16 protein-coding genes and 1 other annotated feature are annotated in these 16,211 nt (G+C 43.3%); of the genes, 1 reads left to right on the top strand and 15 read right to left on the bottom strand.

Annotated elements, in window-relative coordinates; all coding sequences use genetic code 11:
- Window positions 1-164: 164 nt before the first annotated feature.
- The 4 genes from ABFX15_RS06450 to ABFX15_RS06435 form a co-directional block, all read right to left on the bottom strand.
- Window positions 165-785 (bottom strand): class I SAM-dependent methyltransferase, encoded by a 621-nt coding sequence (locus ABFX15_RS06450; protein WP_346024647.1) that lies wholly within the window; start codon window positions 783-785, stop codon window positions 165-167.
- Window positions 786-1,345: 560 nt separating this feature from the next.
- Entirely contained in the window at window positions 1,346-2,707 is a 1,362-nt protein-coding gene (locus tag ABFX15_RS06445; RefSeq protein ID WP_346024646.1) for a class II fumarate hydratase, read from the bottom strand.
- A gap of 13 nt (window positions 2,708-2,720) precedes the next feature.
- Entirely contained in the window at window positions 2,721-4,202 is a 1,482-nt protein-coding gene (locus ABFX15_RS06440) for a BglG family transcription antiterminator (RefSeq protein WP_346024645.1), read from the bottom strand.
- Window positions 4,203-4,688: 486 nt separating this feature from the next.
- On the bottom strand, window positions 4,689-5,984 hold the full coding sequence (locus tag ABFX15_RS06435; protein WP_346024644.1) for a uracil-xanthine permease family protein: 1,296 nt from the start codon (window positions 5,982-5,984) through the stop codon (window positions 4,689-4,691).
- 343 nt (window positions 5,985-6,327) lie between these two features.
- On the opposite strand from ABFX15_RS06435, the gene ABFX15_RS06430 reads away from it, so the two are divergent.
- Entirely contained in the window at window positions 6,328-7,566 is a 1,239-nt protein-coding gene (locus tag ABFX15_RS06430; protein ID WP_346024643.1) for an MFS transporter, read from the top strand.
- A gap of 189 nt (window positions 7,567-7,755) precedes the next feature.
- Here ABFX15_RS06430 and ABFX15_RS06425 read toward each other — a convergent pair whose 3' ends face one another.
- From ABFX15_RS06425 to ABFX15_RS06375, 11 genes are all read right to left on the bottom strand, one after another.
- Window positions 7,756-8,157, bottom strand: coding sequence for an LURP-one-related/scramblase family protein (locus ABFX15_RS06425; RefSeq protein WP_346024642.1), 402 nt, complete (start codon window positions 8,155-8,157; stop codon window positions 7,756-7,758).
- Between the two features lie 18 nt (window positions 8,158-8,175).
- Complete coding sequence (locus tag ABFX15_RS06420; RefSeq protein WP_346024641.1) at window positions 8,176-9,339, bottom strand: FtsW/RodA/SpoVE family cell cycle protein; 1,164 nt, start codon at window positions 9,337-9,339, stop codon at window positions 8,176-8,178.
- 29 nt (window positions 9,340-9,368) lie between these two features.
- Window positions 9,369-10,562 (bottom strand): FtsW/RodA/SpoVE family cell cycle protein, encoded by a 1,194-nt coding sequence (locus ABFX15_RS06415; RefSeq protein ID WP_346024640.1) that lies wholly within the window; start codon window positions 10,560-10,562, stop codon window positions 9,369-9,371.
- 206 nt (window positions 10,563-10,768) lie between these two features.
- Entirely contained in the window at window positions 10,769-11,134 is a 366-nt protein-coding gene (gene rplL, locus ABFX15_RS06410) for a 50S ribosomal protein L7/L12 (protein WP_346024639.1), read from the bottom strand.
- A 94-nt stretch (window positions 11,135-11,228) separates the two neighbouring features.
- Window positions 11,229-11,738, bottom strand: coding sequence for a 50S ribosomal protein L10 (rplJ, locus tag ABFX15_RS06405; RefSeq protein WP_091265348.1), 510 nt, complete (start codon window positions 11,736-11,738; stop codon window positions 11,229-11,231).
- Window positions 11,739-11,803: 65 nt separating this feature from the next.
- Window positions 11,804-11,933: a sequence feature (ribosomal protein L10 leader region), on the bottom strand.
- A 124-nt stretch (window positions 11,934-12,057) separates the two neighbouring features.
- Window positions 12,058-12,753, bottom strand: coding sequence for a 50S ribosomal protein L1 (rplA, locus tag ABFX15_RS06400; protein WP_346024638.1), 696 nt, complete (start codon window positions 12,751-12,753; stop codon window positions 12,058-12,060).
- Window positions 12,754-12,897: 144 nt separating this feature from the next.
- Window positions 12,898-13,323: a 50S ribosomal protein L11 gene (rplK, locus tag ABFX15_RS06395; protein ID WP_346024637.1), complete on the bottom strand. Its 426-nt coding sequence runs from the start codon at window positions 13,321-13,323 to the stop codon at window positions 12,898-12,900.
- A 142-nt stretch (window positions 13,324-13,465) separates the two neighbouring features.
- A complete protein-coding gene (nusG, locus tag ABFX15_RS06390; protein ID WP_091265356.1) occupies window positions 13,466-14,020 on the bottom strand; it encodes a transcription termination/antitermination protein NusG in 555 nt (184 codons plus the stop codon).
- Between the two features lie 136 nt (window positions 14,021-14,156).
- Window positions 14,157-14,333 (bottom strand): preprotein translocase subunit SecE, encoded by a 177-nt coding sequence (secE, locus tag ABFX15_RS06385; RefSeq protein WP_346024636.1) that lies wholly within the window; start codon window positions 14,331-14,333, stop codon window positions 14,157-14,159.
- Between the two features lie 55 nt (window positions 14,334-14,388).
- Window positions 14,389-14,538 carry a 50S ribosomal protein L33 gene (rpmG, locus tag ABFX15_RS06380; protein WP_346024635.1) on the bottom strand — a complete coding sequence of 50 codons (150 nt, stop codon included), beginning with the start codon at window positions 14,536-14,538 and terminating at the stop codon, window positions 14,389-14,391.
- An 86-nt stretch (window positions 14,539-14,624) separates the two neighbouring features.
- The gene (locus ABFX15_RS06375; protein WP_346024634.1) at window positions 14,625-15,683 is read right to left on the bottom strand and encodes an FAD:protein FMN transferase; all 1,059 of its coding nucleotides are present in this window, start codon (window positions 15,681-15,683) and stop codon (window positions 14,625-14,627) included.
- Window positions 15,684-16,211: the final 528 nt, after the last annotated feature.

Here is a 16,211-nt window from a genome sequence, read left to right as displayed (position 1 = left end):
TGATTAATCTAAATAATCCTTATAATGTAAAGGATAGAACGGAGTTCTTAGGGGTGCGAAACTTGAGTTATAAAGCTGTTTAATCCAGACAAGGATTGGATTATATTACCTTCATCGACAGAAATCATCATACGAGCAACGAGAAATTTGGGAAACATAATTTTTCATAGATTATTGGGAGTTACCTTTTCAGACTGCAAAACCCAGTAGCCTTTATCGAGGCCAATACGGGTGACATTTCCGTAAGTTTCTTCCATGACTTTCTTCGCGCTCGGTGCGCCCTGCTTCTTCTGAATAACGATGATCAGTACCCCGTTGTCCGCTAGATGTTTCTTGGCATCCGTGATGATCTGATGCACCGTCTGTTTTCCCGCACGAATCGGCGGATTGGAAATGACAGCGCCATAGGTCTGTTTCTCGACTTGCTCATATATGGAAGAAAGAAAAATAGAGACATTGGAAACCCCGTTCAGTTCGGCATTCTTCTTAGCCAGCTCGAGGGCCCGTTCGTTTACGTCGATCATATCGATGTGAAGAGACGGATTCGCCTTGGCTAAAGACAGCCCGACAGGCCCGTACCCACATCCGACATCCAGGACCTCCCCCGTGGAAAATGCCCGCTCGTCAATTGCTTCGATCATAACCTTAGACCCGAAGTCCACACGGTCTCTCGAAAAGACTCCAGCATCTGTCGTGAAGGTCATCTGCTGTCCCTTAAGTCTGGCTTCAATTTTCTTTTCGTTTTTATCAGCACTCGGCTTCGATGTAAAATAATGATCAGTCATCTGATACTCCTCTTTTGCTTTGTAGTCAGTGTGCTTTAAGTATACTATTCAACCGGCCGGACTACAATCCTTGTTCATTTTAGACTAGTTTTCTCCCTCTGACTGATATAGGTAAACTTTAATAATATTGATTATTGCTATACTTCATCTAGAAGGCAGCCTACTTACAGTTTAGCTCCCTGTTAAACCTTGGAACTCCAGCGACAAGGTTTCTAGTTACAGATTAGTCTGAAACGCGATCGCGTTTCTTCTACTAGAGTCTGTCTAACGGAAGAACTGGATTGATTATTGATCCGAACTGTCGCTAGATGTCTTCTAACAGCACCTTTAGAGAATTTTAAAAGCTGAACTTCCGCTAGAAGCGTTTTAACGACATAATCGACTAATGAAAGCTAACGAACTACAATTATAGACGGAATAGAGCGCGTCACCATCAAGAGTCAGTCGTTTCATCGATACAGAACTGCTCAAAAAAAAGAAAACAGAGGCGCCAGGCCTCTGTTCGATTTAAAAATCTGGTATCAGAATCTCATTTTCTCCATGAATTGCATCCAGTCACACTACACCATGTCAGCCGGATCGATATACTTCTCGAATTCTTCTTCTGTAAGTATCCCCAGGTCAACAGCTGCTTCTTTCAGAGTCGACTGGTCTTCGTGGGCTTTTTTGGCAATCTGACTGGCTTTATCGTAGCCGATCTTCGGGGAGAGAGCGGTCACCAGCATCAGCGACTGGTCTACCAGTTTGCTCATCTCTTCTTCCACCACTTGAATGCCCTTCAGACACTTGTTGTTAAATAAAGCGAGGCTGTCTCCCAGCAAAGTAATGCTCTGTATCATATTGTAAGCAATAACCGGCATATAAACGTTCAGCTCGAAATTTCCCTGTGAAGCTGCGACACCGATTGCCGTGTCATTCCCCAAAACCTGTACGCAGACCATTGTTAGTGCTTCTGCCTGAGTAGGATTTACTTTCCCAGGCATGATGGAGCTGCCTGCTTCATTGGCGGGAATCGTTATTTCTCCCAGCCCACTTCTTGGTCCACTGGATAGCCACCTGACATCATTCGCCATCTTCAATGCATTTGCCGCCAGGGCCTTCAGTGCGCCGTGAGCAAAGACAAAGGCATCTTTACTCGTCAGGCCGTGAAACTTATTCGGATTCTCCTTAAATTCGATGCCGGATGCCTGACTGATTCGTCGGATAGTCTTCTCTGCAAAGTCCGGATGGGTATTTAATCCGGTACCTACAGCTGTTCCACCGAGTGGCAATCGTTTCAATGGAATCAATGCGGCTTGGATCATTTCAGCATTCTGAACCATCATTTCCTTCCAGCCGCTGACTTCCTGACCGAACGTGACAGGCGTTGCATCCTGAAGGTGAGTCCGTCCGATTTTTATCGTATCTTTATACCTGGTTTCCAACTCTTCCAGTGTGTGCTCAAGCTCCCCCAGCACTGGCAGCAGATGATCAGTAAGCAGCCGGACAGATGCAATGTGCATCGATGTAGGAAAGGTATCGTTGGTACTCTGCCCTTTATTAACGTCATCATTTGGATGTATGTCCAGTCCACTTTCACCTTTTGCCAGGTGAGCTATGACCTCGTTGACATTCATATTGGTCTGTGTGCCGCTGCCTGTCTGCCAGACGGATAGAGGAAATTCACTGTCCCAGTGTCCTTTAATGAGCGCATCACAGACTGAAGCTATGGTGTCTGCTTTCTGGGGTTCGAGTAACCCCAGCTCGGCATTTGTTTCTGCCGCTTCTTTTTTGACGCGTGCATACGCACGGATCAGCTCCAGAGGCATCGTCTCGTTTCCAATAGAGAAGTTCTGCAGGCTGCGCTGAGTCTGAGGTCCCCATTTACGATCCTCGGGTATTCCGATTTGTCCAAATCCATCTTGTTCCAGTCTTTTTATCATAATGCTCCCCTTTTTAAATCACAATATCCGGAAAAGCTGTCTGCAGATAAGTGGTTCTGTCCTGAGTATCCGATCTTGTTTCCAACTGTCTGACAACCTCTTCTGCGAGAAGTTTCTTATTACGGCTGCTTGTAAACCCATGATCGAGCAGCCGCTTGATGTCATCACTTGTCAGATAGAAATTTATCTTGATACTTTCCCATCCTAATTCAGATAGCAGAACCGTGATCCTGTTTGAAAAAGTCAAGATTGTATCGAATTTCATATCTTCAAGTCTGTATAACTCGTTGATTGTCAGATAAGAGACCATCTCGTAATTGACATGCTGGCTTAACACTTCCAGAAAAAATGAAACTTTCTCGACCGAAGAATTTGTGATGATGACGACCCGCCTGTTATTCTGGCCGGCAACTCTGTTCTTTATAATGAACCGTTCAAGAATCAGACAGACCACGGACATCTGATGATCGGTCAGCTCACAGCCGTCATCTGTCGCCCACGCACTGACTGTCCGCTTTACTTGTTCATACAGTTTCGGAAAGACAGTCTTGGTATTATCCAGCTTGTCATCATAAAAATAGTAGGCCAGCTTGTTTTTGATCAAACACTTATAGAAATAGGCATACAGCTCATTATATATACTATCATACGTATAGAACTGAACCTGATTTTTTTCTTCTATAACATTGATCAGCTCTTCGGTCAGCCTCTTGAGCTGACTATTGAATGGAAAGTGTAACGGTTCCTTGTAGTTCAACGAGGCAATCAGGTAATCCAGATAATCACTGTCTTCCTGGACTGGAAGAAGATAATTCGAAGCCACTTCAGGCATATCTTCAATACTCTCTTTAATGGTATAGCCTTTTTCAATACGTATGAGACTGATCATCATATGGAGGTAGATAAATTTCTTTGATGGATAATCGACTAATCGGGCATCCGGACCAAAGAAGTCACAGAGCTTGTCTTTCACTTTGTCGTGGTAAGCCGTCAGGTAATGCTCCACCAGTTCGTAAAGGAGAGTCTGTACAGGCGTATTGGCCTGCCGAGGAACATAGTCATCATTCTTGTTCAACTCGATGACAGACAACAGATTCCTTGCAGCAATCATTCTGAGAAACCGTTCGTTCCCTTCAAAACTGACTCCTTTCCTATGCCTGTTTACTACTTCAATGCCATTTTGTTGAAGGAGAAAGCCCAGTTCTTTCCTGTCTTTCTTCTTCGTGGACAAACTGAGGTTCAACCTGGCATACAGTTCGGTCATATTGACAATGCCGTCAAGCAGCCCGAAGCACACAATCAGGCTGAGTCGCTCTTCCAGTGACGGGGAATAGTCATTCATATCTAGCCGCTGACAGAGAGCCGTAAAGTCAGCATAAGTCATATTCGTTCTGATCTCATGATGACTGATGCTGAACGTCAGGTGATCGGGAATGTATTCATTCAACGTATAAATGCTCCGCTTAAGCGTCGACTCACTTTTCGATAGTATCATGGATACCTTCAATCTTCCCATCTTCCACTTCAAGATAACCGGATTGATATCCACTCGGTGTATAGATTTTTTCTGAATAAATGAACATGCCTTCACTCCTTCCAGTTGTTCTGTTGAATGAGTCAGCAACATTTGAAAAACCGTCTGCGTCTTACAGCTATATAATAGGTTTATTTTATAGTGTATACAAGGTCATTACATTATATTATTACAGGTCATATAATGACCCATTAAACTCAAAAAAAATATAAAAACACCTGCCTTCCGTTCCTTTTCTACTAAAGGAACGGAAGGCAGGTGCACTTTCGTTTGATGGAATAATTAAATTAATAAATCGAGTCATCATATTTAGTTACACGCATATTCTCTTTAACCGTTTTTTCAGAGTCATCTTCCATCCAATCCCCATCAGAAGATAGAAGCTGCCGAGTGTATCATTCCAGTTTAAGAATACGTTCCTGGATCTGGTTTACTGACTGCTGTTCATTACACTTCCGGTTCGTACTCTGCTTCTTCTTTTGGTAAAACCAGATTTAAAATGACACCGATCATGGCACTTAATGCCGTCCCTGATAATGTGACGAAACCTGCAACGTCAAGTACCGCTCCGCCCAATCCGACTACAAGCATTGAGCTGGCAATGATCAGGTTTCGGGACTGGTTGAAGTCCACTTTATCTTCGATCATCACTTTTAATCCGTTACTTGCAATAACACCATAAAGTAAGATCGACATCCCTCCCAGTACAGCTCCAGGAATGGTTGAGATAAGGGCTGTAAATTTACCCATGAAGCTTAGCATAACAGCGATCAACGCTGCATTTCTGATAACTGATACAGATGCGATACGAGTCATTCCTATGACTCCAGTATTTTCTCCGTAGGTCGTATTAGCCGGCCCTCCGAAGAATCCTGAGACAGCCGTTGCCACTCCATCACCAATCAATGTTCGTTTCAATCCAGGATCTTTTAGGAATTCCCGGTCACATATCTTTCCAAGGACTGAATGATCCCCAATATGTTCTGCAACCGTTACTAAAACGATTGGAACCAGTGCCCATGACTCAGGTCCGAAGTAGAATGAATAACTGTTAAATGTAGTGGTTTCAAATGGCAGATACAACTGAGGTAATGCAAACCAGTTTGCTTCTATTACCGGAGTGAAATCGACTACTCCTAGCAGCACTGCGATAATATATCCACCAGCAATCCCTATCAGGAAAGGAATGATTTTAAAGAATCCTTTACCTTGAGTATTAACGAATGCGGTGATCAGAAACGTTGAGATGGCTACGAAAATGGTACGCCAGTCAGAATCCATCACGAGTCCGGCACTTGTCACTGCATTTCCTGCTAATCCAAGTCCGATGACTATGATCATGGGGCCGATAACGATTGGGGGAAGCACTTTATCCACCCATGCTGTTCCTGTATAGTTAATAATAGCTGCAATAACAACGTATAATAATCCGACCATAATGACGCCAGTCTGAGCAGCACTAACGTCGCCACCCATCTGATCTATCGCAATTTGCATTGCTGCAATATAGGCAAATGATGATCCCAGATATACCGGGACTTTTGCTTTTGTCGCGATCTGATAAATAATCGTTCCGACTCCACTCGCCAAGAGGGCAACGGATACGGGCATGTCAAGTAATATCGGTACTAAAATAGTTGCTCCAAACATTGCGAACACATGCTGAAGACTTAAAAGTAATCCTTTCAGCGGTGCAGGTCTTGCCTCCACATCTAAAATCAATGGTCTTTGTTGTATTGCCATAACTTATCGTCCCTTTCTTCTTGTTTTTGGGCATAAAAAAATGCCCTTTACATAATGCAAAAGGACCTTTAGATAAGATGGAACCCATGTGTTTCCTGAACAGCTCTCTCACCAGACCTGGCTATTGAGTGTCCTCCGGAAACGGCTGGATATATAAGTTTTTCCATCCTTTTCTACCTCTCTGGATAGAGTTAAAGGAGCTTTGCTTTAAATAGTGTACCAGTACACAAATGGAATTGCAACTCTTTTTTTCATATCTGCCATAGCCACTGTACCTTTGCTTTACTTACTAAAAATCAGTATACTAAACCTTAAGACTGATTTGAAAAGAGGAACGATACATATGACGAAACCGTCTGAATCTCTAAAGCACTGGCTCGTCCTGGCTGTAAGCTGCGGCTTGTCTGCCAGCGCGATCGGCATCAATTTAAACGTAATCGGGGTATTTTACACACCTGTATCTGAAAGCCTTAATATTTATCGCGGAACATTTGCTATGCATGCTACCCTTTCGTCTCTCGCTTTAGCTTTTATTTCTTTATACTTTGCTCCCTTACTCAACCGGTTCGGATGGAAGCCGCTGCTGATTGGTGCTGTTACCCTGGCTTCGGTATCCACCATCCTCATGGCCTTCACTCGGACGATGTGGGTGTTTTACGTTCTTGGTATCCTGCGAGGTGTTGGAGCCGGTCTGTATGCTATGGTACCCTTGTCACTTATCGTGAACAACTGGTTTGAAAAGAAAAAGGGCCTGGCCATGAGTCTGTCCTTCGGCTTCAGCGGCATCGCCGGAGCGATATTTTCCCCTGTCTTCACGTCACTGATTCAGACTATAGGCTGGGAAAACAGCTTCATCATTATGGGCCTGCTGATGTTCGTTCTGGCTCTTCCTGCCATCATCTACCGGTACTCGCTGAACCCTAGAGATGATGGCTACCTTCCTTACGGCTATGACACTGAAGAAGAGGAGCAGAAGAAAGTGATCAAGAAAGCCGACTGGAGTACCTTTTCCTTTACACAGCCTTCTTTCCTGCTTGTCCTGATTATAGGTCTTCTGCATACGTCGATTACCGGGGTGTCTCAGCACCTGCCTGGTTTTGCAGAGACAAATCTCCTGTCCTCACAAGTGGGAGGGGTCATGCTTTCAGCTGTGATGGTTGGAAACATCTCATTCAAGCTGATTATCGGGGCAGTCGGTGACGTTTTAGGTATCGTCAGATCCACTATTCTTATGATCGCCATCAACATCGTCGGTATCCTGATACTTTTATTATTCACTCATCCCGCTGCTCAGATTTTCGGGTCTTTTGTGTTCGGTTCGGTTTTCTCCGTACCGGCTGTTGCCTTGCCCCTGCTGACTACTGAATTTTTCGGAAGAGAGCTTTATATTCGGATCTTTCCGATCCTGTCCTTCGTTTCAGGGATCGGTGGAGCTTTATCCATGGCCGTGGTGGGATATGTCTTCGACTTTACCGGTTCATACGCCCCAGCCTTCTACACAGCCTTGCTTTTTCATGGACTCAACATCGCCTTCCTTCTGACCGCTCGTCAAATGACTCTCAAAGAGAGCCGTGCATCGTAGACACCCTTAGTCTACCGGTTTGAAGCTTAATTAAAACTAAAAAACCTGTGAAGAGTTGACCGGATTCATTATAATCCGTTAGCTCTTCACAGGTTTTTTACAGATCAGGAGGAACTATTTGCTCTAGCTGCCGATATTACACAGTCGATAACAATGACGACGCCCAGCAAAATCTCCAGATCACGTTCTTCATAGAGATTGATTCGTAAGCGTCTCCCCAGCACAGCCATTTCTTATTGATATCCACAACCACACGGTTCTTTTTTTAATGACATAGTCATGTGCAGTCACTGATCCTTCAATGTGCCAGTCCTGTCCGATGATCGAATGGTTATTGCGGAAAAAGGCCCATTCTTTTTTTACTGTAGCCACTTTTTCATTGTTCATGAACAGATCAAATTCTGGAAGAAAGTTCCAGAGTTTGATCTGTTCAATATATACTACCTCATTGTTGTGTTCATCATAGATGCGGAGCTTCTTGGCGAAAGCGAGAAACTCTCCCTCGACAAAATAACGATCTCTTCCGTCTTCATCCTTGACATAAAACCGGTCTTTCAGTGACATCACCTGCTGCTTAATGAAGAAACGCACGGATTCCAGCCCTCTTGTTTATGACTTATTAGCTTTATCCTTATTGTAATTGATTCGTACAGAGACATTGGCAACTAGACCGATCGATGCAGACAGAACAATCATGCTCGATCCGCCATAACTGACGAACGGAAAAGTCAGCCCAGTGATAGGCATTACCCCGATTACTCCACCGAGGTTTATGAAGGCTTGTACCATAAACATAGTTGCTATTCCTAAACATAAAAGAGATTCAAAAGTCTGCTTGGACCGTATGGCTGTCAGAAAAAGACGTGACGCCATCAAGGTGAACGTTAAAAGCAGTACGAGGATTCCAACTAGGCCAAATTCTTCCCCTATAATTGCCACAATAAAATCAGTATAAGGAAACGGAAGGAAACCTGTCTTCTGCACGCTGTTTCCTAATCCGACGCCCAGTAGACCTCCACGACCCAAGGCATAATAGGAGTGAACCAGCTGCATGCCGGCTCCTTCAGCCAGTGTGAAGGGATCCCAGAAACCCAGGAAACGATTGTAGCGGTATTCGTTAAGGAAAAATAGACTTGTGCCGTACTGTCGGATCAGCCGTGACAAGCCTAGTAGACCCGCTACTCCGATGAGGCCAAAGCCAAAGCCCAGTTTTGGTGAGACACCACTGGCAAAAATCATAATCGCTCCAATGAGTACAATAATGAACGACGACCCTGTATCGGGTTGAATGTAAATAAACAGCACGATGAGGGAAATCAGTATCAGCGGCGCCACAATAGCGCTAAAGAAATCTTCTGCTATTTTCCGCTGTTTTTTTGACAGAATATAAGCCAGATACCAGATCACCATAAACTTGGCAAATTCGGCAGGCTGAATATTGAAGAAGGGCGTTTCGATCCACCGTCTGGCTCCATATATCTCCCTCCCGAAAATAAGAAGGATAAAAAGGGAGGTGGCTGTAATGACAATTCCCCAGATGACTAACTTCTTGTTTTTCAGCCATTTGATTGGAAAAAAGAATGCTATTAAAAAAACGACATAGCCGATCACGACAGACACCGTCTGCCTAGGCAGATAATGATGAGGATTGCCGTAATTAAATAATGCACTGTAACTGCTGGCACTGTAAACCATAACGATACTGAACAGCGTCAAGGTCAGGTACGGTATAACTATTAGCTTATCTACATATTTGATTCTATCGCGTAACATGTTGTCCACCCTTTCCTGCTCTCAAGTTATTATGATCCCGGATGGAACTCTTCTCCTTCTCCGGAGAAGAAGTAAGATTTATGATGGTAGCGCATGGACAAGATTAGTCCGATCCCACTCATATTACTGATGAGTGCTGACCCACCTTGAGAGACAAACGGAAGCGGGATTCCTGTCATCGGCAGAAGTCCGATGTTCATTCCTATGTTTTCAAGCACGTGGAATACGATCATCATAATAACCCCTGTCGCAATATAAGCGTAGAACTCATTTTTCGTATCATATACGACTCTAATCATATGATAGACCTGGATGAAGTAAATGAAGATCAGAAATGCACCTCCGGCAAAACCGAAGTTTTCTCCAATCGTTGCAAAAATCATGTCGGATTCTCTTACAGGTACAAACACTTCACTCACGCCAAATCCTTTTCCGAATACGCCACCCGACCCTATCGCTTTAAAGGCCTGGATAATCTGAAATGAGGTATCGTTGGCTCCCTGATGAGGATTCAGCCACGTATCGATACGGGCAAACTGATAAGGTCTAAAAAGTCCCGTATTCAACAGGAATTCTCTATTATAAACAACCAATAGGATCAAGGTGATCCCCACAATAGATACCAGTAGATAGACTGGAAGCAGAATCTGCCATTTTATTCCAGATAAAAGCACAACACCGATCAGAATGGCCAGATAAACAAGTGCAGTTCCCAAGTCTTTCTGCATGAATACGATCACGACAGGTATAAGACCGATGACTGACAGCTTTCCGATCAGGATCAAATCTGTCTGGTATTCACGAACGCGGTAGAGACTGTTATGTTTGGTGATTATTTTGGCTAGCATGAGAATGTAGGGGATCTTAACAAATTCGGACGGCTGTACTGTCCCTAAAGGTCCTAATGTGACCCACCTGTTCCCACCAGTCTGAGCAGCAATCTCTCTATCATAAAAGACTAAAGTCAGAAGTAAAATAATGAGTCCGGCAATGTAGAGATAGGTGGTCATTTTCCATAGCTGTTCTGAATCAAACTGCATAATGACGAGAACAGCGATCGTTCCAATTCCGTACCAGGCGATCTGCCTGACGGTCATTCCGATGGATCCACCCTGAATCAGGACCGTAGTCGAATAGAGGGATAAGATACTGATGATGGCCAGCAACATGACCGACAAGATCACGCCATAATCTATACGCTGAGGGTATTTTTCATTGTTCATAAGTTGCGTCCTTTCCATATTTTAAGTCGAAGTCTGATAAGTAATTGTTTCATCTGTTCAAAGACACATTTTATCAAATATACTTGCTTATTCCTATACAAACTTGAAAATGACACAAAATAGTAGAAACAGAAAAACCCCTTCGTCATAAACTAGTTACAACTAAAGGGGTTCTGAACTGATTATTTAATTTTGTAGAGAGTTAATTACTTAACTTCTACAGAAGCTCCAGCTTCTTCAAGCTTAGCTTTAAGTTCTTCAGCTTCGTCTTTAGATACGCCTTCTTTAACTGCTGAAGGAGCTCCGTCTACTAATGCTTTAGCTTCTTTCAAGCCAAGACCAGTAGCTTCACGAACTGCTTTGATTACTTTGATTTTAGCTGAACCAGCTGATGCTAATTCTACTGTGAATTCAGTTTGTTCTGCTGCTCCACCGTCAGCTGCTCCCGCTGCTGCTACTGGTGCTGCTGCTTCAACGCCGAATTCTTCTTCGATTGCGCTTACTAAGTCGTTTAATTCTACGACAGTTGACTCTTTCAAGTCAGCAATGATTTTTTCAATATCTAATGCCATTTTTGTTTTCCTCCATTTTAATTATATTAGTTGGTTTGCTTGTCAGCATGCTATACCAAGGTATAGGTTAAAACAATTTGAATCGGCTGCGTGATTATGCAGCTTCTTCTTCTGCTTTTTTCTCTGCAACTGCTTTGACAGCCAATGCAGTGTTTCGCATAGGTGCTTGTAGTACAGATAGTAGCATTGAAAGTAGGCCTTCGCGACTTGGTAGTTTTGCGATTTTGTTGATTTGATCAACGTCAGCAACTTTACCTTCCAGGACGCCACCTTTAATTTCAAGCGCTTCTGCATCTTTAGCAAATTCAGCGATGATTTTAGCAGGTGCTACGACTTCTTCGTTACTGAATGCCACAGCTGTAGGTCCTTTGAAGACATCTTCCATTCCTTCCAGGCCAGCAGCTTCAGCCGCACGACGAAGCATAGTGTTTTTCAGTACGCGCATTTCGATTCCTGCGTCACGTAATTGCTTACGTAGTTCAGTAACCTGGCCTACTGTCAATCCACGGTAGTCTACTACGACTACTGCTTGTGCATCTTCGAATTTCTTAGTCAGTTCATTAACTAATTCTTCTTTTTTTGCAATGACACTTGCTTTACTCATTGATGTTTCACCTCCTGATCGATTGAAATGAGGATTGTTTTTTTACTTTCCATCCTTTAAGGAACGGAGCGTACAAAAAAACCCCATGTCACCGTAGACATAGAGGGAGTGTAAATTGACTGTTCATCACTTTATCCTCGGTATGATATTAAGGTCAGAGCCACATACTGTCTTCGGTATTATCCAGTCATTCAGCCTGCCGTTTAGACAAAGGACTGCCTGACTTTCATTCATCAATGCATATTCAATTAAGTTTAATTCCTTAACCTGCATAAGTATAGCAAGCTATGTTATGCAGGTCAAGAGAATTCAACATTTTTTATTTAAGAACTGTACTGTTGTCCACTTTGACACCAGGACCGAACGTGCTTGCTACTGCCATGTTCTTGATGTAGACACCTTTAGAGCTTGCAGGTTTAGCTTTTACGATCACGTCGTGAAGTGCTGCCAAGTTTTCTTTCAGCTTGTCAATATCGAATGACACTTTTCCGATTGGAACGTGTACATTTGACTGACGGTCAACACGGTAAGTGACTTGTCCAGCTTTGATGTCGTTAACAGCTTTAGCAACATCTGGTGTTACTGTTCCTGTTTTAGGATTAGGCATTAAACCTTTAGGTCCTAAGACACGTCCAAGTTTACCTACTTCAGCCATCATATCAGGTGCAGCAACGACAACGTCGAAGTCTAACCATCCACCTTGTACTTTTTCAACTAGATCGCTGTCACCTACGAAGTCTGCTCCTGCTTCTTCAGCAGCTTTAGCAGCGTCTCCTTTAGCGAATACGATCACAGTTTGAGTTTTACCAGTACCGTGCGGCAATACCATTGCGCCACGGATCTGCTGGTCAGCTTGTTTAGGGTCGACACCTAGTCTGTAAGCTACTTCGATAGTAGCGTCGAAACCAGCGTAGTCGATTTCTTTAACTAATTCTAATGCTTCAGTTGCATCATATTGTTTCTCACGGTCTACTTTTTCCAAAGCAGCTACGTATTTTTTGCTCTTTTTAGCCATTATATTTTTCCTCCTTGTTGTGGTATTAGCGGTTTAACCTCCCACTTGATCTCCGCAAAAGCAATGAGTCATTAGCTCATGCACTTAGTTGAAAAGCTGGGCTTTTCTCAGGTTGCGGAGGCAGCAAGCAATGGGGTGAATTCATTATCCTTCGACAGTGAATCCCATGCTACGTGCTGTACCTTCGACCATGCGCATAGCTGCTTCAACGTCAGCTGCGTTTAGGTCTTCCATTTTTGTTTCAGCGATTTCCTGTACTTGAGCACGTGTTACAGATGCCACTTTTTTAGTGTTTGGTTCACCAGAACCAGACTCTACTCCAGCTGCTTTTTTAAGCAATACTGCTGCAGGTGGTGTTTTAGTGATAAATGTAAATGAACGGTCTTCATATACAGAAATAACTACAGGAATGATCATTCCTGCCTGGTCAGCTGTACGAGCGTTGAACTCTTTACAGAATCCCATGATGTTTACTTGCGCTTGTCCCAATGCTGGTCCTACTGGGGGAGCCGGATTAGCTTTCCCTGCAGGAATCTGCAGTTTCACGACGTTTACTACTTTCTTTGCCACGAGACATACCTCCTTGATTTTGTCCGTGAGTGGTTAAATGAGGTTATAATTTTCCTCTCCCACTTCTGAGCATGCAAAATACACGTGTATAAGGCACACTGAAATAGTTTACCACTACTGTTCAGTTATTGCAACTGTTATTTTAGTCATCCAGTTTGGAAATCTGGTTGTAGTCAAGTTCCGCATTGGTTTCACGTCCGAACATTTCAACAGAAGCTTTGATTTTTCCTTTTTCTGTTTCAAGTTCTGTAACGGTTCCTTCCATGCCGGCAAATGCTCCGCCAACAATCTTGATGCGTTCACCCAGCTCGACGTCCATTTCGATTTTACGTGGATTGATACCCATGCTGCGAAGGATCTGGTCGATTTCTTCCGGTAGAAGCGGTGACGGTTTACTTCCTGCTCCGTGCGACCCAACGAACCCGGTCACACCAGGTGTATTACGGACAACGTACCAGGCATCATCAGACATGATCATTTCAACCAGGACATATCCAGGGAATATCTTTTCTTTTTCCATTTTGGTCTTGCCGTCTTTCTCAGTAGTTGTTTCCTCTTCTGGAATAATGACTTGGAGAATACGTTCTTCCATGTTCATGCTTTTCGCACGGGATTCAAGGTTCTGTTTGACTTTGTTTTCATAACCGGAATACGTATGAAGCACGTACCAGGCTTTTGCACTTTCTAATTCGTTCATTGTAGACTCCTTTAGTTTATCTTTTATTTGTCATACTAAAAAAACCTTCTTCACTTATGGAAGAAAGGTTTTTCGTCAACTCTCGATACGTAGTATAGCATGCAGATAGTGAAAATGCTACTAACTTAAGCGGTTGTCAAATTATATTCAATAAAAAGCTGATGGCTGCATCTGCTGCATAAAAGAATACGCCAAAAAATGCCATAACGCCGAAAACAGTTGCTGTATTTTTCTTCATCGCATCTTTTTTAGGCCATGTCGTCTCTTTCAGTTCATGTTTTACTTCACCAAAAAATGTTTTAACTTTGTTCATGAAGGACTCCTTCCACCTGAATCTTCCGGTTAGTTCGTATCAGTGCTCTGTTTCTTTACTTTGTTTCTCTGTGTAATGTGTGTGTTTTGCAATAACGGCAGTATTTTTTAATTTCAAGGCGCTCAGTACGTACTTTGGTTCCTACTTCCTTCGAATAGTTTCGGGATCCGCATTCAGTACAAGCCAGTGCCAGTTTCTTTTTCATAGATTTATTTCCTCACTTCAAGGACTTATGTTTTACTTCATAGTCTTCTATACTTTACCATGCAGTAAAAAGCCTGTCAAATCAGCTTAGTTCATCATTTCAAAGTCATTGTCCCTGATTTCAATCTGTTCATTGATTCCCTCGGAGGCATATATTTCCATCTCGTTAGTAATGTAGATCACTTCTACATCTTCAAGTCCATTGATGTAATTCAGTCCGTCTTCTACACCAAGGGAAAACGCAATGTTAACCAGCGCATCAGCATCCATAGCATTATCCGCAATGATGCTGATGCCGGAGATGTTGTTGTCGATCGGAAAGCCAGTTTCCGGATCCATCAGATGATGATATTCGTCATCCCCGTCTCTGACAAGACGCTCATAGATTCCAGAAGTGACGATCGCTCGGTCTGAAACGGGAACGATTCCCAGTATTTCTCCGCGTTCCCCATAAGGATTCTGAATCCCGACGTTCCAGGGTTGATCTTCCCCTCGTGTGCTGTTACCAACAACCACGATGTCTCCACCCAGATCGACGATAGCCGTATTGACTCCTTCTTCCACCAATACACGTGCCGCTTCATCTGTAATGTATCCTTTTGCGATGGCTCCCAGGTCAAGGACCATGCCTTCTTCCTGAAGGTAGACCGTCTGTTCTGCTTCGTTCAGTTCCACCTTCTGGTAATCGACCAGTGCAACTGCCTCAGCCAGTTCATTCGCTTCAGGTACTGCTGCATCGTCCTGTCCGATCCCCCACAAGCTGGTGACTACACCGATGGTCGGATCAAAACTGCCACCTGATTCTTCTGCATAATATAGAGCACGTTTCATCACGTGGAATACTTCCTCTGAGACTTCAACCGGCTCGATTCCAGCTTGACGATTCACTTCAGAAATTTCAGATTCCGGGTTCTGCATCGCAAACCATTCATCCAGTTCCTGCACGCGCTCGAATGCTTTGTCCAACGCCTCTTCCTGACCTTCATTATAAACTTTCATATTTGCAACGGTTCCAAGTAGAAATTCTGTTCGATCATAGGGCTGATCAGCCAGTCCTCTAGGATCTTCTTCCTGACATCCCAGCAGTCCAAGAGACAGGACAGAAACCATCAGCAGCACTTTCATTGTTTTAATTCTGGTAAACATGTACATTGTCCTTCCATTCTTTTTCTCTGTACATCTTACATTAAAAGTATTACTCTGTCTATGTTTTCACAAGATTAGATTGACATAATTTTGTTCTAATCTTTATGGCATTTGACAGGTATTTTGTGCGACAATAATAGGAGCAAAACGACACACTTGTGAACATATTGAACAAGAAAAGCTACACAAGTCCGTCCTGATACCTTCAAAAAATAGGGGGTGTGGCCCTGAATTGCTGTGCCTCTAGCATTTTCAATGCGTAGAGGCAGAGTATGCGTCAGAAGAGCATACCGCGCAATGGGTCCATCCATCTTTTTTGAACGGTGTCAGACTTGTCCTTACAAGTTGTAGTGCTTCAGGTACGTACAACTATTGTTGTTATCGTAGGAGCGACAGCGAGTAGTGTAGCTAGACAATATCAGTAACCTCAGCAAATTGTACTTACCTACTCAACAAGTATGTGTAAAGTTATTCTCGGAAATTTATTCTAGAAATCTGAAACGCAGTTTATTGTTTTTGTCTTTCTCA

Source organism: Alkalibacterium indicireducens (assembly GCF_039522005.1).
Classification (GTDB): Bacteria; Bacillota; Bacilli; order Lactobacillales; family Carnobacteriaceae_A; genus Alkalibacterium; species Alkalibacterium indicireducens.
This window is presented reverse-complemented; position numbering and strand designations above follow the sequence as displayed.